The organism is Clostridium pasteurianum, from assembly GCF_001705235.1.
GTDB lineage: Bacteria > Bacillota > Clostridia > Clostridiales > Clostridiaceae > Clostridium_S > Clostridium_S pasteurianum_A.
The window spans coordinates 2,655,206-2,678,118 of record NZ_MCGV01000001.1; the positions used below are offsets into that span (position 1 = coordinate 2,655,206).

Genomic DNA, 22,913 nt, shown 5'->3' on the forward strand with positions numbered 1-22,913 from the left:
CAATTAGTCTCTTAATGCTCTTCCGGTAAGATTTAAGAACACGCTTTCAAGATTAGGTTCATCTATTTTAATGGAAAGTATTTTGACATCCATTTTTGAAAAGAGTTCAAGCACAATTGACAAAATGTTTTTACTGCTAGATGAATTTATTATCATTTTAGTGTCATTTACATCTAAACTTTTTATACCAGGAATTTTTCTCGCCTTTTCTAAAACTGAAGAACTCACCTGTGACAGTTCAATTTCTATTTTGTCCTGCTTAATAACTGATTTTTTTAGTTCTTCTTTGCTGCCCATTGCAATGAGCTTTCCATGATCTACTATTCCTATTCTTGTGCAGAGATATTCAATTTCTTCCATGTAGTGACTTGTATATATTATTGTCATTCCCTCTGAATTAAGTCTTTTAACGCTTTCAAGTATATGGTTTCTAGATTGGGGATCAATTCCAACTGTTGGTTCATCCATTATTAGTATTTGCGGATGATGCAGAAGAGCTGCAGCTATATTAATCCTTCTTTTCATACCGCCAGAATAGCTTTTAATAGTTTCATTTTTTCTATCTTCAAGGCCAGCTATTTCAAGAACTTCTGAAACTCTTTCTTTTAATAATTTACCAGATAGGTTATACATTCTTCCCCAGAAATAAAGATTTTCTTTGGCAGTAAGAGTTGGATAAAGAGCGATGTCCTGAGGAACAAGTCCTATAGCTTTTTTTGCGAGCATTGGATATTTAGAAGTGTCTTTACCATCAATTAGGATCTTACCATCGGTTGGTTTTAAAAGGCCAGACAACATAGATATGGTTGTTGATTTTCCAGCACCATTTGGTCCAAGGAGTCCAAATACTTCTCCTTTATTTATTTCAAAGCTTATTCCATTAACGGCAGTGTTTTTATCGTATTTTTTAACTAGATTTTCTATTTTAATAAGGCACATTTATATCAATCCTTTCTTTACTATGATTAAAGTATACATTCAGCTAGGAATTTTTAAATGTGCTAAAATACCTATTTTAAGGTCACAAAAAAACCATGACCTTTTTCATATTAGGTCATGGTTTTTTACATAAAGTGCTATTTGAGTTCTATCTCTTAAGTAAAGTTTGCTAAGTATATTTGTTACGTGATTTTTTACGGTTCCCTCGGAAATGAACAAAACTTTTGCTATTTCTTTGTTTGTGTTACCATTTGCAATGAGTTTCGCAATTTCAGTTTCTCTTCCTGTAAGTTCCTCAGTAATTTTAGACTCAACTTTTTTGGATTGGCTGCCGTTTCCAAGTCCAGTTACAATTTTAGCAGCCACTGCAGGATCAATAAGGACGCCTCCATTTACAATTGTTCTTATTGAATCAGCAAGTTTATCAGATTCTACATCTTTTAGCAGATAACCTTTTGCACCATATTTTAATGCTTCAAATATGTAGTCATCTTCAAGAAAGGTTGTCAGTATTATTATCTTAACATCAGGGTAAGCCCCACTTATTTTCTTCGTTCCCATTACTCCGTCGCACCTTGGCATTCTTATATCCATGAGAATAACGTCAGGTTTCAGCTTTTCTGTTAGGCTAAGGGCCTCATCACCATTTGCTGCAAGTCCAATGACTTCTATGTCATCTTCCATGTCTAGTATAAGTTTTAGCCCATCTCTTATTATAGATTGATCATCAGCAATTAATACTTTTATTTTATTCATTTTCTACCTCCACTGGAATGAACCCATTTATAATAAAGTTATTTTCGCCAGATACATTTAGATTTCCTCCAAGAACTTCTACTCTTTCTTGCATTGTAGTTAGGCCAATTCCTTTATTTATATTATTGCAACTTAGTCCATCATTTGAAATACAAAAGTCTACTCCAGTTTCTTTAAATGATATGTCAATATAGGCGTTACTTGCATGTCCATACTTAGCACAGTTTGTTAGAGCTTCCTGCACAGCCCTAAAAATTGTAACTTCAATTGCAGGTGATAACTTGTATTGTCTTCTTGAAATGTTAAAATGGACTGCAATGCCAGTACTTTTTTCGTAGTCACTTATTAAACTTTTAATTGCATTAATTCCAGTAAGCTTATCAGTTGATTTTATTGATCTAACAGATTTTCTAACTTCACTAAGTGAATAGCGGGCAAGCTCTTGTGCCTTTTTTAATTCCACCTTTGTTTTATTAATGTCTTTATCTATAAGTTTATTGCATATGTCTACTTCCATAATTAGAGCTGTAAGGCTGTGTCCTATTGTATCGTGTATTTCTCCGGCGAGTCTATTTCGCTCGTTTAGAACTGAAACTTCTTCTACCTTTTTTGAATAATCTTTAAGTTTTTTATTTGCAGTTTCAAGGTCTTCTTTTGATTCTTTTAGTTCAGAATATAAAAGTTGCATCTTATCTTTCATTAAAATTGTTGTTTTTAAAAGGTATGACGCACAAGCAAAGAAAGTTAGCGCAAGTAAGTAAGCTAAAATATCTGAAAAAGTAGCCTGAAAGGATAAATTTTTATCTCCGAAACATGTGACTAAGCTTAAAGTAAAGTATGGTAGTATTGAAACTAAAATAGCTTTTTTTAAACTTAAAAATAGAAATATATCAACTACTGATATAAATATAAGCACAAATGTGAGGTGACAAAAATAGTAATTCGCAAATGTAATTGTTACAAGTTCAGTTATGATAGAGGGTATAAACAGGTAAGATCTATTTAGGTAAGCTTTATTCATAAGCCTACAAGTCTTCGATACCCTTAGGGATGAGGTTATAAGTACAATTGAAAAAAGTAGTGTGAAAATAACAATAGATTTGAGGTTATTTCCAATCATAACGATAGAGCCTATATATGTTAATATGTAAGTTAAATATCTTGATATTAATATGTATGTAAAATTTTTAAAATCTAAGAACTTTTCCATGTTTCCCTCCTTAATTAAGTTTACTAATATATAATATAATATTTTAGTTTGATTAACAATTTTTTAATTGACAATTGCGTATATACTGTATATACTGTACATATACAAAATTATTACACACTCATTTGCAAAGGGGTAAAAAACGTGGATATAATTATTTCTAATTCTTCAAATGATCCAATATATGAACAGATCGAAAAACAGATAAAAAATCTTATTTTTAATGGCGAACTTTCAGAGGGAGAACCGCTTCCATCTATAAGAAGTTTAGCTAAGGAATTAAAGATAAGTGTAATTACTACTAAAAAGGCATATGAAAAACTTGAAGAAGATGGTTTTATAGATACTGTGCCTGGAAAAGGTTCATATGTTGCAGGACAAAATAAAGAAATTTTGAGAGAAAACAGAATAAAGGTAATTGAAGAAAAATTGACAGAGGCAGTTGAAGCAAGCAAGATGATAGATTTATCTCTTGATGAATTAAAAGAAATCTTAGAGGTTTTATATAAAGATGAATGAGGGAGGCAGGAAATGGAGCATATTTTAGAGGTTAACGGGTTAAATAAAAGCTATAATGATTTTTCGCTTAAAGATGTAAGTTTTGATTTAGAGAGAGGTTACATAATGGGATTTATAGGACCAAATGGTGCTGGTAAAAGTACGACTATAAGGCTCATAATGAATCTTATTAGAAGGAATTCAGGTAATATAAAAGTTTTTGGACTTGATAATATACAAAATGAGAAAGAGATAAAACAGAAAATCGGATTTGTTTATGACGAAAATTATTTCTATGAGGATTTAACCTTAGTGGAGATGAAGAATATAATAGCGCCATTCTATAAATACTGGGATGAAAAAGTTTTTAAAAAATATTTTGCAGACTTTGATTTACCTAAAAAGAAAAAGATAAAGGAATTATCAAAGGGAATGAAAATGAAGTATTCTCTTGCACTTGCTTTATCACATGGTGCTGAGCTTATTATAATGGATGAGCCTACTTCTGGATTAGATCCTGTTTTTAGAAGTGAAATGCTTGAAATTTTATGCTCTGTTTTGCAGGATGAACGTAAATCTATATTTTTTTCTACACATATTACTTCTGACCTAGAGAAGGTTGCGGATTATATAACTTTCATAAATAAAGGTGAAATAATATTTTCAGAGCCCAAAGATGATATTTTAGAGAATTATGCCATTGTAAAAGGTAAAAAGGAATTTTTGAATATGGACACTAAAAAGGAGTTCGTTTCAATAAATGAAAATGCTTTTGGTTTCGAGGCTTTAACAAATAATATAGGAAGTGTTAAAAGGCTATTTAAAGATAATGTTTTGATTGAAAAGGCTAGTTTGGATGATATCATGGTATATACAGTAAGAGGTGAGAAAAATGTTTAGTTTGGTTTACAAAGATTTAGCAATTCAAAAGAAAAGTTTAGCTGCATGTTTTTTATTCATAATTCTCTATAATATTCTGGCAGTATTTTCAAAGGATTATTGGGGAATATTGATAGCTGTGGGGCTTCCTTCTATGATTCAGTACCTATTTGTGTCAAATACTTTTCTTTTTGATGAGAAAAATAAATCTTATATTATATTAAATAGTTTGCCAGTAGGAAGAAAAAGTATGGTTATTTCAAGATATTTATCCTCTTATATATTTTTTATAGTTGAAATAAGTTTTGATTTTATACTTTCAGTATTAATGAAGGGACCTACTACCTTTAAAATTGAATATATAATAATTGATGTCATTATCATTAGTATAATGAATGGAATATGTATACCTCTTTATTTTAAATTTGGATATGCTAAGTTAAAATATATTATTATGATAATGCTTTTTTCCATATGGTTTGGTTGGTCGTACGTTGATGAAAAAATTAAATATACTAAAATATTAGATGTCTTTAAGGGAATTTCTTATTCTGGCATATGTACTATTAGTGTATTTTGTTCAATTTTATTAGTAATAATATCTCTAATTATTTCAATTGGAATTTACAGTAATAAAGAGTTAGTGTAATCATAAAATTTTAAAAAAAATTAAGAATTAAGAATGATAGAGGATTTTCATCAATCATTCTTAATTTTTTTTACAGGTTCTATTAGTAATCACACCTTTTATATTGTAAACTTAACTTTAATTATAATACTGAAATGTTTAAACATTAAACAAATGGGTAAATTAATTAATAGTGGTACAAATTAATTATATGTAATATGCCTCTTTTCCATGTACCAGAATATGAGTGGATTGTAAAGACAGGATTGATAGGAAAAGAGGTGGTAGAATGAATTACACCTTTTTTGCGTTAATAGTTTTGTGCGTAACTGCTTTGTCTATTGTTGCTATGCTTCTTGCTTTTTGCTATAGGCAGGAGAAAAGCATTGCCTTTAGAAATAAAATAAAGGCTGATAGAAGAGGAATTTCATCTCAACTAATGATAGATATAGATAGCAGTAAGAAAACTAACAAAAAAGAAAATAGCAAGTAGCTTTATCAGAACTACTTGCAAATTAAATCATTCCATATAATTAATAATAAGTCAATTGTAAATTTACAATCCACTCACCTTATATTATTGTTTATTATAATGAAAAATATACAGCAAATATAAGAAAAAGTTTTAAGATTTCTTTATTTGTTTTGGTATAAAGTTCCATCTTTTGCAATAAGCAAATTGTCTATAGTTCCTGTTCCGCCGTTCCTTCTTGCTGATAGAAGACAGAGACGGACACTATAATACTTTTTACCATTTTCAGTAGTAGAGTAAAAGACGGTAGCACCTACGTCACCATGTGTAAAATTAGAATATCCATCACCACTTGGACCTTTTGAGACGGAAGAGATTTTATTGCTCTGTCCTACCTCATAATTTATAGCTGAAATTGCTGCTTGTTCAGGAGTATAATCGTCTTCTTGGTTAGAATTGTTAACTTTACTCTCATTATTTGTTGTAGATGGTTGAGTTTTAGAATTGTTTTGTGCTGGTGATTTTACATTTTGTTTCTGGCTATTAGGTACTGTATTTGTGGTAGTTTTAACTTTTTCAGTAGGTTTACTTTTATCAGTAGGTTTACTTTTAGTAGAAGAACTACTATTATTTGTTGGCACAGCAGTATTGTTTTCTTGTACGTTATTAGATTTTGAAGAACTATCCATACTAACTTTAGGTTGTACAACTTTATTATGTTTTACATTTGGACTTTTAGTAGTAGCTAAAAGATTTGTGTTTTTTGCGTTAGTTAAAATAACCACGCATGCTATACAGGCAGCAGCTATACCAAGTGATGTTTTAATTAGTGTTCCTTTTTTAAATTTAGAAATCATTATAATTCTCCTTTTTATTTGAGATTTACCCACCATTGTAACTTCCCAGGGATTTGTAGTGGGAAGTGAAATGAGTGATACTAAATTAATAATTGTATTACCATAATTTTTATGATCTTTAGTTTTTATATAACTTAATGCTTTGGCATCACAGGATATTTCAGCATCCTGCTTTAGCCTTTTAAACGAAAAGTATAATATTGGATTAAACCAATGTATAAGATTTAATATTATAACTATCCAATTTATAAGAATATCTTTGCGCTTAAAATGAGCAAGTTCGTGAATGATTATGTATTTTACATCATCATTTGTTAATTTGTGAACTAAGCCTTCAGGTATTAATATTACAGGCGTAATTAAACCAGTTATGCATGGTGTTTGTACACTCTTAGAATTTTTTATTTTTATATTGCGTCTTATATTCATTGCTTTCTTGCACTGTTCCAAAGTGTCACAAATTTTAACATCTCTAAAGTCATTTTCTGATTTAATTTTAAAACAAAATATAGTGTATATAGATAATAAATATATACAGGCAATACCTAGAACGATAACCCAGACTATGCTTAATATGTGCAAGATGTTTTGACAACTATTTTGATTAAAGTCATTATTATGATGATTAGCTTTTGTATTAACTGTAGTTGGATTATTTATGATTTGCGTAGTACTTGAATTTATAGTGGCCTTTGACATATTTTTATCAATATTTACAGTATTATATATGCTAACTGGGCTGCTTAATGAATAAGGTAGCAATAATCTAATTATAATAATAAACCATATATAATAATGCCAAGCAGAACTAAGTTTATTTTTAAATAATAATTTTATGAGCCATATAATGATAGCTGCTACTGATGCCATAATTGACAGCTTAATTGTCTGAAGAAATAAAGAAAAAACTACATACATATCTTATCAATTCCTTTACTTCATATTCTCATCAAGTATTTTTTTAAGTTCTAATATTTCGTCTTTACTTAGTTTTTGCTTTTTTAAAAAGTTTGACACAAATAAATTAACAGATCCTTGATATATTTTATTTATAAATGACTCAGTTTCTAAATTTGTCATTTCATCCTCCGTAACAGCTGGTGAATATTGATAATGTTTTGTCTCTTTTATTACGTCAATAGCTCCTTTTTTTACTAATCTGCTTATAAGTGTATGAATTGTTTTAGGGCTCCAAGTACAATTCTTTTTATTAAGTTCTTCTGTAATTTCTGAAAAAGTAGCAGGATGTTGTTTCCATAAAACTTGCATAACATGCCATTCGGCATCTGATATTTTAGGTGTATTTGCCAAAAGTAATTCCTCCTTACCTACGAATGTAATCCATATTTACAGACTACACCTGTAGGACAATTTTGTCAATAATTAAAATTAAAAAAATCACTATAATAAATGAAAATTATAGTGATTAATACAATAGTGTGTTTGCTTTATTTTTAATGTTCATATTCTTTGAAAGGATCAGCTATAGTCAATTTATGAGCTTCTGCATCGCTTATACCGCAGTAAAGCTCGGCATATCCATTATTATTTCTTATAAGTCCGCCACTAAATATAACATCTATTAAATCAGGTCTTTTATATGAAGCTTTTCCAAAATTATTTCTTGTTGCTATTATTTTTAGTGGAGATGATTGTCCTGTATCCGGGTTAAAAGAGAAACTCATTGAATAATAATGCCTATTGTGTAAATCATCAAATTTAGCAATGTGTCCTAATACTGCAACTAATCCATTTGGTAATTCATAAATTGAGTTAGCGCCGCCCCACTCATTTTCTGCAAATTGACCCTCAATTACGGTTGCATTTGATATAACCTGTGGATTAAGTTCTTTTAGTGAATTTATTAAGGTATAACCTATATGACTATTGTTATTTATTTTGGGTCTTGTAAGAACTAAAATTTTACTATTTTTTAACTGTAGTAATCTTATATCCTTCATGAGCTCAGGACCTTCAGCAAATGGTTTTAAATCTTTTAAAGTTTTACCTTTATAAAAAACAGTCTTGTATGATGAAATGCTTTTCGATACTGGATCAGATAATACCTCAACGCCGCCAAAAGTTATATATTCATCAATCCAGGATATAAAAGGATCTTGAAGTTTGAAAATTGGCAAGTCTGTTTTTTTTATCCAGATGCCTTCTTTGTTTTTAAAAAAGATAACTTCAGATAGTTCACTGTCTCTTTTTTCAACTCTTCCAGCTATTAGAATTTCATTTCCGTATTTAAATGGTGCAGTTATATTATATACATCCTTAAAGTCGTCAACTTCAAAATTTAATTTTTGAGAATCTTTAGGCTGAAGATTTCTCTGTTTAAATTCATATAAAAGATTGTCTATATTCTTTGGTTTTAAAGTGATCATATATAAATCCTCCGCATAAAAATTTATATTTTCTAACTTCCTATAGTATTTATTATATATATATTCAAATGAAATTAAACGTACATTTAAAGCAAAATTTCTTCTTAGTAAGTTAGATATTGGTTTATGTAGTTAATAATAAATTTTTGTTTTATAACTTAAAATTTATCATTCATGTTATCGTTAATTTATTTCAAAAAATTACTACTTATAATTAAAAAAGGAAGAGATTTTTAATATCTCTTCCCTTTCTAATTATTGTTTTTTATTATCATTCATACATTCTTCAAAAGTATGCCATGCAAGAACAGCACATTTTACACGGGCAGGCATATTTGAAACATTTTTAAAAGCTAAAGCATCTTCAAGTATCTCAAGCTCATTATCATCTGTTATTTCTCTTTTTATCATGCCTATAAAAGTTTTTACTAATTTTTTTGCTTCATCTACAGTTTTGCCTTTTATTAGATCAATCATTATTGATGTAGATGCCTGAGAAATAGCACATCCAACTCCTGTAAAAGCAGCATCTTCAATGACATTATCTTTAATCTTTAATTGAAGTGTTATATCATCACCGCAGCTTGGATTGTGACCATTTTCAACTACAGTAGCGCCTTCAAGCTCATGTTTATTGTGTTTTGATGCATTATGTTCTGTTATTATTTCAGTGTATATAGAATTAAGATCCATAGCCTAACCACTTCCTTGTATTTTTTAATCCAAATATTAAGGCATCCACGTCTTCTCTTGTATTATAAAAATAGAAGCTGGCTCTGCAGGTTGAATTTACTCCCATGTATCTCATAAGTGGATTTGCACAGTGATGACCTGTTCTTATTGCAACACCGTATGAATCAAGTATTGTAGCTACGTCATGCGGATGAACATCTTTTACATTAAAGGATATGACGCCAGCTTTTTTAGCTACATCCTTTGTGCCGTAAATATCAAGGTATGGTATTTCTGACATACGTTCAAGAGCATAGGATGTAAGATTTTTTTCTACTGCATCTATTTTATCAAGTCCTACTTTATTTATATAATTTATAGCAGCTGTTAAACCAACAGCGCCACCTACGTTTTGTGTACCGCCTTCAAATTTGTGAGGAACTTCTGCAAAGGTTGTTTTCTGTTCCCAAACGTATTCTATCATATCGCCGCCAAACATGAAAGGAGGCATTTTTTCAAGTAATTCTTCTTTTCCGTATAAAACGCCTATTCCCATTGGTGCAAGCATTTTGTGACCTGAGAATACTAGAAAGTCGGCATCTAAAGCTTTAACGTCAACTTTCATGTGAGGTACGCTTTGAGCTCCATCTACAATTGCTATGGCACCAACGCTGTGAGCTTTTTCAACTACTTTCTTAACTGGATTTATAGTTCCAAGAACGTTAGAAACATGTGTTATGGACACTATTTTTGTTTTTTCAGTTATTTTATTTTCTACATCTTCCATTGAAACTATTCCGTCTTTATCAAGATACATGTACTTAAGTACAGCACCTTTTGCTTTTGCTACCTGCTGCCATGGAACAAGGTTTGAGTGATGTTCAGATATTGAAATTACAATTTCATCACCGGGATTTATAAAATTCATTCCGTAAGAATAAGCAATTAAATTAAGAGCTTCAGTTGCATTTCTAACGAAAACTATTTCTTTGCTTTTTTCTGCACCTATAAAGTCTTTTACTACTTCTCTTGCACCTTCATATAAATCAGTTGCTTTCACACTTAAAGTATAAGCACCTCTATGTGGATTAGCATTTGATTTCCTATAATAATCATTTACTGCTTCTATTACTGAAACAGGCTTTTGAGTAGTAGCAGCATTGTCAAGATATACAAATTTATGACCGTTAAATTCCTGATCTAAAGCAGGAAAGTCTTTTATATATTCATTATTCATTTTCGAGTTTCCTCCTAATACTGCTAGAAATTTTATCCCTTATTTCTTCTGAAGGTATATTTTTTATAATTGGATTGAAAGCAGCTTCTATTACAAGTTTTTTTGCTTCAGTTTCGCTAAAGCCTCTGCTCATTATATAAAACAATTTATTTTCATCTATTCTTCCAGCACTTGCTGCATGTTGTCCATCAACATCTTCTTCTGTAGCAAGTAGTATTGGAACGGTTTTATTTACTACATGAGGGCTTAAAAGTATGGTATATTCTTCTTCCTGTCCTTTAGCCTTCTTACATCCTTTTTTGAAATCAAGAGTACCTCTAAAAGTCTTTTTACTGTTATCCATTAAAGCTCCTCTTGTTTCTACAGTACTTGTTGTGTTTTTTCCATGATGGTTTATAAGATAATTTATATCGATGACCCTATTTTTATCCCCTAAATATATTGAATATATATTAGAAGAACTTTTAAAGCCTAATAAATCATCTGTGTAATTTATTACAGCATGGCTTGCGCCTAAATCTACAGCAGTGTAATTTACAACTGCATTTTCTTCAGTTTTAACGCCGTGTGCATCAAGGTGAAGCACATTTTCTGAAAGAGTCTGTAGTTTTATCAAATTTACAACTGCATTTTTCTTTGCATAAACCTGAGTTAATCCATTATGAGCTGCAGAAATGCCATTGTCTGAAGAATAATTTATAACTACAGTAACTTCACTGCCTTCTTCTGCAATTATTATATTGTTATCAATTAAAGTATTATTTTTTTCATTCAAGGCATAGTTTATAAATATAGGCTTATCATATTTTTTATATTCTGATGCATGAACGAAAACTCCTGCGTTATAATTATTTTTTGCTTCATCAATTGAGGATTCGTCTATTCCAGCATAATCACTCATGTTGAATTCACTTGATAAATTTTTTGAAAGGTTACTTACTCTAATTCCTGCCTCTTCAACTTCAGATACATACTCAGCATTATAAGGAACCACTTCGGGTAGTGATTTCTCTATGCTTATATTATTAACCCCGAGCCATTTCCAGGTTCTTACGGGAATATTATTTATTTTACTAAGAGTCTTTTCCATAGTTTAAAATCACCTACCTACTTCCTTTAAGTTCTAGCTTAATTAAATTGTTCATTTCAACAGCGTATTCAAGAGGGAGTGCTTTTGATACAGGATTTACGAATCCTCTTACTATCATTGCTCTAGCTTCTTCTTCGCTTATACCCCTTGACATTAGATAAAATATAGCATCGTCACTTATTCTTCCGATTTTTGCTTCATGGCCTACATCGATTCTATCGTTATTCAAATCCAAAGAAGGAATTGTATCAGAACGTGAAATGTCATCAAGCATCAAAGAATCACAGGATACAGATGATTTACAGTGATGAGCATTTTCTGTTACCTTCACAGAACCTCTATATATACATGTTCCGCCGCTCTTTGAAATTGATTTTGCACTTACAGTTGAAGATGTGTAAGGAGCTGCGTGAACAACTTTTGTACCAGTGTCAAGGTGCTGACCTTTTCCTGCAAATGTTACACCAGTATATTCTGATTTTGCACCTTCACCGTGTAAAATACTCATAGGGTACAGCATTGAAATTTTTGAACCGAAAGAGCCTGATACCCATTCAATAGTTCCATTCTTTTCAACTATTGCACGTTTTGTATTTAAATTAAGCATATTTTTTGACCAGTTTTCAATGGTTGAATATCTTAAAGTGGCATCTTCCTTTACATAAAGTTCAACACATCCTGCATGAAGATTTGTAACATTATACTTAGGAGCAGAACAGCCTTCTATAAAATGAAGCTTTGCACCTTTTTCAACTATTATAAGAGTATGTTCAAATTGTCCAGCACCAGGTGAATTTAATCTGAAATATGATTGCAGTGGAATATCCACATTAACGCCCTCTGGTACATAAACAAAGGAACCACCAGACCAAACAGCTCCGTGAAGAGCAACAAATTTGTGGTCACTAGGAGGAACAAGTTTCATAAAGTACTCTTTTACTATGTCTCCGTACTTATTAATAGCAGTTTCCATGTCAGTATATATAACTCCCTGTTTAACAAGATCTTCTTTTATGCTGTGGTAAACAACTTCTGAGTCATACTGAGCTCCAACACCTGCAAGGGATTCTCTTTCTGCCTTTGGTATTCCTAGCTTTTCAAAAGTATCTTTAATGTCTTCAGGTACGTCATTCCAGTTTCCCTTCATTTCCGTATCAGGTCTAACATAAGTTACTATGTTATCCATATCAAGTTCGTCTAAAGAAGGTCCCCAGGTAGGCATTTCCATGTTGTTATAAACATCAAGGCATTTAAGTCTGAAATCAAGCATCCACTTAGGATCATGTTTTTCTTTCGATATTTTTTCGATAATTTCACGTGTTAAACCCTTATTAACTTTATAGCTGTATCTATCTTTATTTTTTATATCATAAACTCCACGTTCTAGATTCTTAAACAAGTCTTTGTTTGCTTCCATAAAGGCACCTCCTTATAGCATTTTCTTAAATTCAGCAAAACCTTTTTCGTTTATTTCGTTCATTAAAGATATATCTCCATTTTTAACTATTTTTCCATCTAAGAGTACGTGAACAAAATCAGGTTTTAAAGATTCAAGTATTTTACTGTTGTGAGTTATTATAAGTAAAGAATTGTTCTCATTCTTAAATTTGCTTATTCCCTTTGAAACGATTTTTACTGCATCTACATCAAGACCAGAATCAGTTTCATCTAATATTGCAAGTTTAGGATTTAACATTAACATTTGAAGAATTTCGTTTTTCTTTTTTTCTCCACCTGAAAAACCTACGTTTAAATCTCTTTCGGAATATTTTTCATTCATCTCTAAAAGAGACATCTTTTCTTTTAATTCTTTTCTGAAGGCCATGAATTTTATTGGCTTTCCAGTTGCTTGAGTTCTAGCACTTCTTAAAAGATCGCCTACAGTTATTCCTGCAACTTCTTCAGGGCTTTGAAATGATAAGAATATACCTTTTCTTGCTCTTTCATCAGTCTTAAGGTCTGTAATATCTTCGCCTTCAAAATTTATATTACCATCAGTTATCTTATATCTTGGATGACCCATGATTACATTCATAAGTGTAGATTTTCCGGCTCCATTAGGACCCATTACTACGTGAATCTCGCCTTTACCAACTGTTAAGTTTAATCCTTTTAGTATTTCTTTTCCGTCAGCTTCCGCATGTATATTATTAATTTGTAAAAGTTTTTCTCCCATTAAAAATTCACTCCTGAACTATATTAAATTTAATCTTGACCATTTAAGTCGGAATTCATATTTATATTCTATAACGAAGGTATGGCATTGTCAATAAATATTGTAAATTAACATTGATTTGTAACATTAAAAAAATTCTATAAATCTAAGGCAAAAAAAGCGTAAACTACTAAGATATTTCAATAACTCGCTGAAAAGAAGCTCAGACAAATTGAAATATCTAAGTAGTTTACGCTTTTTTTACCAAGATTTATTAGAATTTTTTTAAATCGTTACAAATCAATGTTAATTTACTTTAGGGGTGAAGCAAGGAAAAAATTCCTCCGTGCCTACGGAATTTTATAAATCTTATCCTTATTTATAAAATACAGGCTATCTTAATGTTTATGACTAATAATTTTAAGTTTTTAATTAAAAGACTTATATAAAACTTTTACAATATAGAGATTGGCTGTTTGAAGTTAAGAAGGATAACGATCCTATACGGGGTTTGGGTCAAAGACCCATTATCCTTCTTAATTACCAATAGGCATTTTCTAAATTGCCAAACCTCGTGTATGATAATATTCATTTAGTAAAGGACTATTTAAATTGCATGATATTTTAGGCACTGACATTGCTATGCTCGTCAGCAGGTGAAGAAAAGCTGCTGAACACTGCCTAAAATTAAAAGCTTTCCGTAGAGAAGCGGAGGAAAGATATCCTTGCTTTTATTCTTAATGTGAAGTAACAGTATTTCGAAACTGTTTAAATAAAGCTTAATAAGACTTTGCCTCAAATTATGAAAAGGCTTAGAAATTTTAATTTGTTTGAGGCGAAAGCCGAGTTATTAAAATTTCTTAGCATTTTTATAATTTGAGGCTTAGTCTTATAAGCTTTATTTAATATTTCAAAATACTGTTACTTCACATAACGTAATTTTTCATTAAATTTTAATACTATTTTGTGGCTATTTCTGTTAAGATATTAAAGGAGTAGATTATAGTATTCTATGAATATTATTGGGAGGGAAATTTTTTGATTAAATTAATGAATAGAGAAAGCAATAAGTTTTATTTGTTTTCAGGAATTATAGCCTTTGCACTGTGTGTTTTATGGGTTGTGTTTGTAAAGTCAGTTCCTTATTCGGACTTTAATTATTATCACACACTTGCAGAAAGCATTGCACATGGTGGAGCATGGGGAAATACTTATACCTCAGTTGGATATGCAATAGTGCTTGGATACGTATATAAAATTTTCGGAGTAAGCATTGTAGTTGGAAAAGTTTTTAATTTATTTCTTACGCTTATTAGCTATGTTACACTTTTTTGCCTTTTGAAGAAATTGGACATTAGTGAAGCAAAGAGAAAAATAATATTCTTAATGTTTATATTTTTCCCATGTAATATTTTTTATAATAGTATTCTTGCAGTTGAGATATTTTTTACAACATTTTTCCTTATAACCGCGAATGTTTATTTTTCTAACAACCGATTTAAGTATATAATAATAGGAATTTTAACGGGAATTGAAACTATGACGAAGCCATTCTTTATTGCAATTTTCTTTGCTATATTTTTGGTGGAACTTATAAAAGATAGAAAAATTATAAAACCTCTTATACATTCAATAACAGTGCTGGTTATATGTTGCATTGTAGTTTCGCCGTTTGTTTATAGAAATACAAAGATGATGGGTCAATACACTGGTATATCGAATAACGGAGGAATAGTTTTATACATAAATAATAATTCTCAGAATACCTGGGGAAGATGGATGGATGTAGCAAAGGTCAAAGATTCCATTGCTCTTACGAAGGAATATAAAAAAGCAAATATGACACAGAAAAACCACATGCTTTCGGCTGCGGCTAAGAAATGGATAAAATCCCACCCACTTGGATTTGCAGAACTTGGATTTAAGAGACTTTTAAATACTTATTATGTTGGTGATGACATTATTTATACTTTTAATGGGGCAGGTCTTGGTAAAACAGCGGAGTATATGATTCTTGTAATCACAAATTTAATAAGAAATCTCGTATTTATACCGGCAACGGTTGGAATTATTGCCTATAGCGTCATAGTTATAGGTAAGATAATAAAGGGCAAAAGCGACGAACTCGATAAATTCTCCTTGTATGCATTAATAACTTTTTACATGTTTACAGGTGTGTACTTTATAACAGAAGGACAGGGGAGATACGCTTTTCCATCAATATTATTACTTATTTATTTCTTCCTAAGCATAGTAAAGGTTGATAAGTTATTTGATAGGGAGAAAACAATTTTTTATTAAATATTAAAAAGAAACTGTCTATTAATTTTTTTAGATTAATGGGCAGTTTTTTTAGTTATTAATATGATTGATGATTTATATACAGTATTGATAGATAAATATTAGAAGGGGGTGAATCCAAAATGGTTTGGAAATTAGATTGTGATTGCAATGAACGGGTTGGAGTAAAAGTTGATTCTATGAAACTATTTGAGGAATTAAAAGAATTTTTCAATGAACAAGCTGAAAATGAAATTTTTAAAGAGGAAGAAGTCACAAAGCCGTTTTACACTTGGAAAGGTGATGTAGAAGAAGTGGGATGGTATGCTACAAAATGGTATAAATGTCTTAAATGCGGATGCTTATGGGAATTTGAGTACCCTGATTTTTCTGCAAGTGGGTTTGTAAGGAAGTTTGAAAATGGTATTTACTATGAAAAGGAGTGAAGGAAAATATTACACATGATATCTATAAACACATAATTCCTATTTTTGTTGTTATTACAATAAGTTGATAAAAAATTACTAGCTTATTAACATATTATCCAATTGGTGGTATAATGTAAACAATAAAAATTACTTATAAGTTAGGGGTTTTAAGTATGGGAAGTTATGAGATACTGTCTATTGGTACAAAACTTAAAAACTTAAGAGAAAAATATAATGTAAAGCAGGAAGACATATCAGGTAAGGAGATAACTAGAAATCTTATAAGTCAAATAGAACATGATAAAGCAAATCTGACCCAAAATGCTGCTGGAATTATATTGAAGAATTTAAAAAATATTTGTGATAAAAGGCATATTACAATTGATGAGAACATAGAATTTTTAATGGAAGATGAAAAATCACAGGCTAATAAGATACTCAGTAAGTACATAAAAGAGCTTAAAGATTTAATGGTATATAAAGACAACAGTTTTGTCACTAAATTAACTGAAGTTGAAGAATTTTTAGTAAAATGGAATATTACTGATAAGAAAATAGCTATTTTTGAATTAGCAGGAGATTATTATTGTAATATTAATGATTACTATAAGAGTTCCTTATATTACGAAAAAGCTAAAGCATTACTTGACATATATAGTAAAGATTCAATAAGTATTCTAAGAAAATTATCTATGGTATACTTTTATATGGGTGAATACGGACAGAACATAAAATGCTGTCAATTTGCTTTAGATTGGTTTAATGACGATTTAACAGAAGAATATCGATGTATATTTTTATTTAATAGTGCATTATGCTACTTAGAATTAAAAAAATATTACAAAGCTATTAAAAATCTTACAGAGCTTGAACTAATAACAAAAAATTTAAATATGGATAAATATTATGATGTTCTTGCACAAGAAGCTGTATGTTACCAAGAATTAAAAAAATATAATGAAAGCTTAAGTATATATAATAAATTATTGGGGCATATGGACAAGAATAAACATGAATTAAATACATTAATATTAATCAATACTATAGAAATATATATGGAACTTGAAGATTACACAAAAGCAAAAAATCAATTAAATAAGGCACTAGACAGTATTAATAAACTTAATGATAACTGTAGTGCAGCTCCAAACATTTATTTTGAATTAGGTAAAATATACAAAAGCTTAAATGATTCATTTAACTCTGAAAAATATTTTCTAAAATCATTATCTTTGACTAAAAAACAAACACACTATTACTTGATGGAAGATTTAATTTTAGAGCTTGCTAACATATACAAGAGTTCTAAAAACATGGAGAAGCTTTCCGACATTAAGAATGAATTGTTTATTTTAACATCTAAAGAAAATAATTTAAATACTAAGCTTGCATTTAAACTAATGGATTTATATATAAAATCAAATGACTTTCAATCCGTTAGTGAAATAGTAAATTTCAGCAAAAATTTTATATAAGGATGTGATAATATGCTTTTAAAAAAGCACAAAATTTTATTCTCAGTAATTTGCTTATGTATAGCATTTTCAATATTATATTGTAGTGTACCTACAATATCTGCTTGCCCTGTTATGCCTTGGTAACATATGATAACGTTACCTTTATAATCCATTAAGGTTTTAATTTTTACATAAGAGTGCCAGGTAATCAATTAACTTAATATTACCTGGCTAAATTCTATACTTATTAATAAGCTTATTTCCTTTTCCCATCCTTATCAAATACTTTTCTTAAGTGAATTTCTGTCACAAAAATGGTTGCTAAAACAAAAATTAAAGTATATACAGGAAAGATTACGCTTGTATTGTATAAATGAAAATAAGCTATAAAACCTAATATAATCTGAGTAATCCCTAATATAATTCCAAGTATGCCCAAAAATCTATTGCCTTCATTCCAGGTATCCAAATTCTTCATTGCAAATGGAGTTTTGTATCCAATACCTGTTATGTGTTCTTGATGAACTAATGCTAGAGCTAAAGATATTATAAGCCATACAAAACCGATTAATAACATTGTAGTTGTGCTGTTCATAGTTTTCGCCTCCGTTTATAGGATTTCTATAGCAAAACTTAATTTACAAATTAATTGCTAAATTAGAAAGCCTATATATTCAATATTTTTATTATATATGTTATACTTATTATATAACACATAACAAAAAATTCAATAGTTTTATGGAGATGTGTAAGATGAAAAAATTTTTAGCACTGATAAAAGTTCTATTAAAAAACAGCGGGAGTACGCTTTCAGGGATGAATACTAAAAAGAGGAGCTTAAGCTTTCTTATATTAGCGATAATATTTATTCCAATTGTAGTAGGGCTTACAGCTGTTTTTATGAAATCCTATGATATTATTCTTAAATATAATTTGCAGGATTTAATGTTCTCACAGCTATTTGGAGCTTCAAGTATTGCTATGATTATTTTGGGAATATTTTATGTGGTTAGTACATATTATTTTGCAGATGATGTTGCTTTCTTTATTACTATGCCAATAGAGCCCTACAAAGTATTAGGCGCAAAATTTGTTACGGCAATGATATACCAGTATTTTATAGAACTTATTTTGCTTATGCCGTGTATTATTGGATTTGGTATGAAAATGGGTACACCTCTATACTGGGTATATTCATTAGTTATATATATTGTATTGCCGGTAATACCTACAGTTATTTGCTCGCTAATTAGTATTGTTATAATGGCCTTCAGCAAATTTTTCCGAAATAAAGATAGGCTCAAGATAATAGCGGGGATACTGGCTATAGTATTTTCCATAAGCTTGAGTATTGTAATACAATATTTCAGCGGATACTCAGGTAACAGTACTAATATTCTTAAGAATGGTAAAGTGGTAGGCAAAGTATCTAACGCTTTCTTTATTAGTAATTTTGCTTCGGATGCTATAAAGAACATTAATAGTGGCAAAGGTTTATTAGGTATTCTTGTATTTATTTTTATAAGTGCGATTGCAGTAGGTATATTTCTATTGATGGCAGAAGGATTGTATCTAAAGGGAGTAGTGGGGCTTACAGAAAGTTCTTCAAGTGGAAAGAAGCTTTCTTTAGGCGAGGTTTACAGACAATCAAATAGAAAATCAAAGTTAAAAGCTTCCATCTTAAATGAATGGAGAAACCTTTATAGAACTCCGGCATATTTACTTAATTGTGTTATAGTTGCAGTCATCTTTACACCGTTTATGACTGGAATTTTTGCTTTTTCATATTGGCAAATGGGAAGTGTTCCAAGTGGATTTTCGGATAACCCACTCTACATTTCGGTGGTCTCTGCAATTGCTATAAATCTATGTATTTTTAATCTGGCAGCACCTACATCAATTTCAAGGGAAGGCAAAAGCTTTTTTATTGGAAGGTATATTCCGGTAAGTTATAAAACTCAAATTATGGCAAAGGTGATTGTAGGAACGCTAATGAGTTATTTTTCATTGATTTTGTGTCTATTAACAGCTGCTGTATTCATGAAATTAAAATTAATTACTGTAGCTATGGTGGTTTTTATAAGTGTATTTGGAATAGCGGCTTTTAATACTTTTGGCGTATTTATAGACATATATTTTCCTAAGCTTTACTGGGATGACGAAACTAAGGCAGTAAAACAAAATTTTAATGTTGGAATACAAATGCTTGTATCAATATTTATTTATGGGTTTATGGTTTTTGTTTCGTATAGGCTAAAATTAGATACTTACAGCAATTTTATATTTCTACTTACTTGTAACATTTTACTTTTTGTAAGTTTTGCAGTACTGTTATTAAAAAATGGTATTAAGCAGTTTGCTGTGAGCTCAAATTATATTGAAGGTGAAGGTGATGAAAATAAGGATAAAAAGAAAAATTATAAAATTATAAGAGTAATTATTATAACAATATTTATTTCTATTTTTGCAGTGTTTATGCTTGTTGAAAAGACTACGGAAGCCAAAATTGTTATATCCCCAAATAAAGCTTACATCAAATCAGGTATGGAATCTACGGAGTTTAATTTAAAGGATATAACTAAAGTTTATATAAAAAGTACTATTCCGCATTCAAGCAAAGTTATGGGCTTTGGTTGGGGCAGTGAAAAAAGAGGAAAGTTTAATGTGGATGGTATGGGCAAAGGAAACATATATGTTCAAAGTGACAGCGGAAAGTTTATATATATAAAATTAAAGGATGGGTTTGTTATTATAAATTATAAAGATAGCAATAAGACAGAAGAAGTTTATAAGAAAATAAAAAAATTGTATCATTAAGGAGGAATTTTTATGGTCAAATCTACTACTATAACGTTTATGGTACTGGCGGCAGTTATATGTGCAGTATTTCCTATAGCTTTAATAGTATATTTTAGGAAGAAGGAAAAGATAAGCTTAAAACCTGTTTTTATTGGAATGGCGGTTTTTATTGTATTTACTCAGATACTAGAAAAGACTCTTCATTCTATCGTCATAGGTGGAAATCTTATTACTAATCCAATACTATTTTCTGTATATGGAGCGCTAGCAGCAGGAGTATTTGAAGAAACAGGAAGGTTTATTGCCTTTAAAACAGTTTTGAAGGATAAACATGAATGGAAGGATGGACTTGCTTATGGAATTGGCCATGGAGGTATAGAGGCTATATTTATTGGAGCGTTGACAAGTATAGAATATATAATATATAGTAATTTAATAAATAGCGGAAAATTTGATGCTTTATTAAAATCAAAGATTCCAGCCTCACAAATTGCACAACTTAAGCAGGTAAAACAGTCCTTAATTCAAATGACACCCAGTGCTACAGTTATTACCATATTAGAAAGAATATTTGCCTTTGGAATACAGTTAGGACTAACAATGGTGGTTTTGTATGCTATAAGAAATAGAAAAAATATATACTTATTTTTGGCAATACTATTACATGCCTTGGTGGATTTCCCTGCGGTACTATATCAGACCAAAATAATAAAAAGTATATATGTTGTAGAAGGAATTATAGCCTTGGAGTTTATATTAGCAATAGTATTTGTAGTAAAAACAAAGAAAATTTTTAAGAAAGAAGATATAATTAACAGTGATTTATAGCATCAAAATAATTTTATGAATCCTATCATAAATTGGGTTTTGGTCATATTTTGCCCACCCTAAGTATTTTACAATTATTTTCAAAAGTTAATTTAGAAATGTTAATTAATTTTTGGAGTAAAACAAAAAAATATCTATATTTATGTAATATTAGGCGTGAGTTGATTTGGCTTTTAATATTTTTCGTAGAGAAACGGAGAAAAATTCACCTTGCATTTACGCCAATGGGAAATAACAACATTTTAGAAACGATTTAAACAAAACTCAATAAGCCTTGCTTAAAATTATAAAAAGACTTAGAAATTTTAATTTGTTTAAGCTTTTTCTCAGCGAGTTATTAAAATTCTTAGTCTTTTTATAATTTGGAGCTTAGACTTATAAGTTTTATTTAATGTTTTAAAATGTTGTTATTTCCCATCTTGTTATTTCCCAAGGTTTCGTGATTCTATGAAGAATACCTTTATAAACTTTCTCATGTTGATTTTAACGTGAGATTTTGAAGGGGTGACAGCATTCTCAAGTTCTAACATTCTTTTTCTTATCTCTTCAAAATCAAAAAACTTAGAGCTGTACTCTTCAAATTTTTGGTTTGAGTAATCTATTAATCCTAGTGAAGCAAGATGAGTTATGGATTGAGATATAGCTCTTCTTATTCGCTGCTCTGATGCTTTGATTTCTTTTTTTATATCTGTTTCAGAGGCATTCTCTCCAAGTCTTTTTTTTACCACTTTTAAAAATATGTCTTTAAGTGGTGGAAAATCTTTTATTGCAGCATTATCATTTTTGCTAAGGTAGCTTAGTATTTCTAATAAATCGTTACTTCCGTTTTCTCCTATTATTCCGAGCTCAGTGAGTAGGAATTTACCTGAATTATTAATGCTGCTTTCCTCAGAAAAATTTTCTTTAACTGCGGTTCCTCTACCAATATCTAAAATGTTTAAAGTGTTTTTTATGTCATGTATTGATTTTTCTAGCTTAATATTTTCACGTAACTTTTCAATTATATTTATAACTTCAAGTTTATTTATAGGTTTAGTTATATAATATTCTATTCCAAGTGAATAAGCTTCACCTATTATTTCCTTGTCCTCTACTTGAGAAAGCATTATAATTTTTCCGTTAAACTTTGAACGTAAGCTTTTTATTGTTTCAATGCCATCTCTCATTGGCATTAAAAGATCTATTATAAGTATATCTACTTTACTTAATGAAAGAAGTTCAGCGGTTATATTTTCTCCACTGGTGGAAGTACCAACAACTTTTCCCATATCGTAATCTTCAATAATATCGGTTAGCATTGATTGAATAGCTTCATCATCATCTGCAATAAAAAAATTCATT

Annotated in this window: 22 protein-coding genes; 9 read left to right on the top strand and 13 right to left on the bottom strand. The window is 29.9% G+C overall.

Going from position 1 to position 22,913, the window contains the following annotated elements; all coding sequences use genetic code 11:
• Positions 1-3 precede the first annotated feature (3 nt).
• The 3 genes from BEE63_RS11820 to BEE63_RS11830 form a co-directional block, all read right to left on the bottom strand.
• Positions 4-939: an ABC transporter ATP-binding protein gene (locus tag BEE63_RS11820; protein WP_066021584.1), complete on the bottom strand. Its 936-nt coding sequence runs from the start codon at positions 937-939 to the stop codon at positions 4-6.
• A gap of 105 nt (positions 940-1,044) precedes the next feature.
• On the bottom strand, positions 1,045-1,695 hold the full coding sequence (locus BEE63_RS11825; protein ID WP_066021585.1) for a response regulator: 651 nt from the start codon (positions 1,693-1,695) through the stop codon (positions 1,045-1,047).
• Positions 1,688-2,905, bottom strand: a complete 1,218-nt coding sequence (locus BEE63_RS11830) for a sensor histidine kinase (RefSeq protein WP_066021586.1) — start codon at positions 2,903-2,905, stop codon at positions 1,688-1,690. The genes BEE63_RS11825 and BEE63_RS11830 overlap by 8 nt, the downstream gene beginning before the upstream one ends.
• A 144-nt stretch (positions 2,906-3,049) precedes the next feature.
• Between BEE63_RS11830 and BEE63_RS11835 the strand changes: the two genes are divergently transcribed.
• The 4 genes from BEE63_RS11835 to BEE63_RS11850 all read left to right on the top strand — a co-directional run bounded on the left by BEE63_RS11835 (position 3,050) and on the right by BEE63_RS11850 (position 5,403).
• Complete coding sequence (locus BEE63_RS11835) at positions 3,050-3,424, top strand: GntR family transcriptional regulator (protein WP_066021587.1); 375 nt, start codon at positions 3,050-3,052, stop codon at positions 3,422-3,424.
• A 12-nt stretch (positions 3,425-3,436) separates the two neighbouring features.
• A complete protein-coding gene (locus tag BEE63_RS11840) occupies positions 3,437-4,303 on the top strand; it encodes an ABC transporter ATP-binding protein (RefSeq protein WP_066021588.1) in 867 nt (288 codons plus the stop codon).
• Positions 4,296-4,931 carry an ABC-2 transporter permease gene (locus BEE63_RS11845; RefSeq protein WP_066021589.1) on the top strand — a complete coding sequence of 212 codons (636 nt, stop codon included), beginning with the start codon at positions 4,296-4,298 and terminating at the stop codon, positions 4,929-4,931. The genes BEE63_RS11840 and BEE63_RS11845 overlap by 8 nt, the downstream gene beginning before the upstream one ends.
• Positions 4,932-5,199: 268 nt before the next feature.
• Positions 5,200-5,403, top strand: a complete 204-nt coding sequence (locus BEE63_RS11850) for a hypothetical protein (protein ID WP_066021590.1) — start codon at positions 5,200-5,202, stop codon at positions 5,401-5,403.
• A gap of 143 nt (positions 5,404-5,546) precedes the next feature.
• Here the strand turns inward: BEE63_RS11850 and BEE63_RS11855 are convergent, their stop codons facing one another.
• The 8 genes from BEE63_RS11855 to sufC all read right to left on the bottom strand — a co-directional run bounded on the left by BEE63_RS11855 (position 5,547) and on the right by sufC (position 13,801).
• Complete coding sequence (locus BEE63_RS11855; protein WP_066021591.1) at positions 5,547-7,157, bottom strand: M56 family metallopeptidase; 1,611 nt, start codon at positions 7,155-7,157, stop codon at positions 5,547-5,549.
• Between the two features lie 15 nt (positions 7,158-7,172).
• Positions 7,173-7,550: a BlaI/MecI/CopY family transcriptional regulator gene (locus tag BEE63_RS11860; RefSeq protein ID WP_081312532.1), complete on the bottom strand. Its 378-nt coding sequence runs from the start codon at positions 7,548-7,550 to the stop codon at positions 7,173-7,175.
• A gap of 143 nt (positions 7,551-7,693) precedes the next feature.
• The gene (locus BEE63_RS11865) at positions 7,694-8,626 is read right to left on the bottom strand and encodes a DUF1861 family protein (RefSeq protein WP_066021592.1); all 933 of its coding nucleotides are present in this window, start codon (positions 8,624-8,626) and stop codon (positions 7,694-7,696) included.
• Between the two features lie 255 nt (positions 8,627-8,881).
• Positions 8,882-9,319 (bottom strand): Fe-S cluster assembly sulfur transfer protein SufU, encoded by a 438-nt coding sequence (sufU, locus tag BEE63_RS11870; protein WP_066021593.1) that lies wholly within the window; start codon positions 9,317-9,319, stop codon positions 8,882-8,884.
• Entirely contained in the window at positions 9,309-10,535 is a 1,227-nt protein-coding gene (locus BEE63_RS11875; RefSeq protein ID WP_066021594.1) for a cysteine desulfurase, read from the bottom strand. Before BEE63_RS11875 ends, sufU begins: the two co-directional genes overlap by 11 nt.
• Positions 10,528-11,625 (bottom strand): Fe-S cluster assembly protein SufD, encoded by a 1,098-nt coding sequence (sufD, locus tag BEE63_RS11880; RefSeq protein ID WP_066021595.1) that lies wholly within the window; start codon positions 11,623-11,625, stop codon positions 10,528-10,530. Before sufD ends, BEE63_RS11875 begins: the two co-directional genes overlap by 8 nt.
• Positions 11,626-11,638: 13 nt before the next feature.
• Positions 11,639-13,042 (bottom strand): Fe-S cluster assembly protein SufB, encoded by a 1,404-nt coding sequence (gene sufB / locus BEE63_RS11885; protein ID WP_066021596.1) that lies wholly within the window; start codon positions 13,040-13,042, stop codon positions 11,639-11,641.
• 12 nt (positions 13,043-13,054) lie between these two features.
• Positions 13,055-13,801 (bottom strand): Fe-S cluster assembly ATPase SufC, encoded by a 747-nt coding sequence (sufC, locus tag BEE63_RS11890; protein WP_066021597.1) that lies wholly within the window; start codon positions 13,799-13,801, stop codon positions 13,055-13,057.
• A 1,029-nt stretch (positions 13,802-14,830) separates the two neighbouring features.
• Here sufC and BEE63_RS11895 point away from each other — a divergent pair.
• The 3 genes from BEE63_RS11895 to BEE63_RS11905 all read left to right on the top strand — a co-directional run bounded on the left by BEE63_RS11895 (position 14,831) and on the right by BEE63_RS11905 (position 17,963).
• On the top strand, positions 14,831-16,081 hold the full coding sequence (locus tag BEE63_RS11895; protein ID WP_066023222.1) for a glycosyltransferase family 39 protein: 1,251 nt from the start codon (positions 14,831-14,833) through the stop codon (positions 16,079-16,081).
• Positions 16,082-16,203: 122 nt separating this feature from the next.
• Entirely contained in the window at positions 16,204-16,506 is a 303-nt protein-coding gene (locus BEE63_RS11900; protein ID WP_066021598.1) for a hypothetical protein, read from the top strand.
• Positions 16,507-16,661: 155 nt separating this feature from the next.
• Positions 16,662-17,963, top strand: coding sequence for a helix-turn-helix domain-containing protein (locus BEE63_RS11905; RefSeq protein ID WP_066021599.1), 1,302 nt, complete (start codon positions 16,662-16,664; stop codon positions 17,961-17,963).
• 238 nt (positions 17,964-18,201) lie between these two features.
• On the opposite strand, the gene BEE63_RS11910 is transcribed toward BEE63_RS11905, so the two are convergent.
• Positions 18,202-18,540: an SdpI family protein gene (locus BEE63_RS11910; RefSeq protein WP_081312534.1), complete on the bottom strand. Its 339-nt coding sequence runs from the start codon at positions 18,538-18,540 to the stop codon at positions 18,202-18,204.
• Positions 18,541-18,698: 158 nt separating this feature from the next.
• Here BEE63_RS11910 and BEE63_RS11915 point away from each other — a divergent pair, with 158 nt between their 5' ends.
• Both BEE63_RS11915 and BEE63_RS11920 read left to right on the top strand, forming a co-directional pair.
• Entirely contained in the window at positions 18,699-20,762 is a 2,064-nt protein-coding gene (locus tag BEE63_RS11915) for a putative ABC transporter permease subunit (protein WP_066021600.1), read from the top strand.
• A gap of 12 nt (positions 20,763-20,774) precedes the next feature.
• Positions 20,775-21,572, top strand: a complete 798-nt coding sequence (locus BEE63_RS11920) for a YhfC family intramembrane metalloprotease (RefSeq protein WP_066021601.1) — start codon at positions 20,775-20,777, stop codon at positions 21,570-21,572.
• 422 nt (positions 21,573-21,994) lie between these two features.
• Here the strand turns inward: BEE63_RS11920 and BEE63_RS11925 are convergent, their stop codons facing one another.
• Entirely contained in the window at positions 21,995-22,912 is a 918-nt protein-coding gene (locus tag BEE63_RS11925; protein ID WP_066021602.1) for a response regulator, read from the bottom strand.
• Between the last annotated feature and the right edge of the window lies 1 nt (position 22,913).

Coding starts and splice junctions, on each gene's coding strand:
- BEE63_RS11820 (WP_066021584.1), bottom strand. CDS start 939: ATGTGCCTTATTAAAATAGAAAATCTAGTTAAAAAATACGATAAAAAC.
- BEE63_RS11825 (WP_066021585.1), bottom strand. CDS start 1,695: ATGAATAAAATAAAAGTATTAATTGCTGATGATCAATCTATAATAAGA.
- BEE63_RS11830 (WP_066021586.1), bottom strand. CDS start 2,905: ATGGAAAAGTTCTTAGATTTTAAAAATTTTACATACATATTAATATCA.
- BEE63_RS11840 (WP_066021588.1), top strand. CDS start 3,437: ATGGAGCATATTTTAGAGGTTAACGGGTTAAATAAAAGCTATAATGAT.
- BEE63_RS11845 (WP_066021589.1), top strand. CDS start 4,296: ATGTTTAGTTTGGTTTACAAAGATTTAGCAATTCAAAAGAAAAGTTTA.
- BEE63_RS11850 (WP_066021590.1), top strand. CDS start 5,200: ATGAATTACACCTTTTTTGCGTTAATAGTTTTGTGCGTAACTGCTTTG.
- BEE63_RS11855 (WP_066021591.1), bottom strand. CDS start 7,157: ATGTATGTAGTTTTTTCTTTATTTCTTCAGACAATTAAGCTGTCAATT.
- BEE63_RS11865 (WP_066021592.1), bottom strand. CDS start 8,626: ATGATCACTTTAAAACCAAAGAATATAGACAATCTTTTATATGAATTT.
- sufU (WP_066021593.1), bottom strand. CDS start 9,319: ATGGATCTTAATTCTATATACACTGAAATAATAACAGAACATAATGCA.
- BEE63_RS11875 (WP_066021594.1), bottom strand. CDS start 10,535: ATGAATAATGAATATATAAAAGACTTTCCTGCTTTAGATCAGGAATTT.
- sufD (WP_066021595.1), bottom strand. CDS start 11,625: ATGGAAAAGACTCTTAGTAAAATAAATAATATTCCCGTAAGAACCTGG.
- sufB (WP_066021596.1), bottom strand. CDS start 13,042: ATGGAAGCAAACAAAGACTTGTTTAAGAATCTAGAACGTGGAGTTTAT.
- sufC (WP_066021597.1), bottom strand. CDS start 13,801: ATGGGAGAAAAACTTTTACAAATTAATAATATACATGCGGAAGCTGAC.
- BEE63_RS11895 (WP_066023222.1), top strand. CDS start 14,831: ATGAATAGAGAAAGCAATAAGTTTTATTTGTTTTCAGGAATTATAGCC.
- BEE63_RS11900 (WP_066021598.1), top strand. CDS start 16,204: ATGGTTTGGAAATTAGATTGTGATTGCAATGAACGGGTTGGAGTAAAA.
- BEE63_RS11905 (WP_066021599.1), top strand. CDS start 16,662: ATGGGAAGTTATGAGATACTGTCTATTGGTACAAAACTTAAAAACTTA.
- BEE63_RS11910 (WP_081312534.1), bottom strand. CDS start 18,540: ATGAACAGCACAACTACAATGTTATTAATCGGTTTTGTATGGCTTATA.
- BEE63_RS11915 (WP_066021600.1), top strand. CDS start 18,699: ATGAAAAAATTTTTAGCACTGATAAAAGTTCTATTAAAAAACAGCGGG.
- BEE63_RS11920 (WP_066021601.1), top strand. CDS start 20,775: ATGGTCAAATCTACTACTATAACGTTTATGGTACTGGCGGCAGTTATA.
- BEE63_RS11925 (WP_066021602.1), bottom strand. CDS start 22,912: ATGAATTTTTTTATTGCAGATGATGATGAAGCTATTCAATCAATGCTA.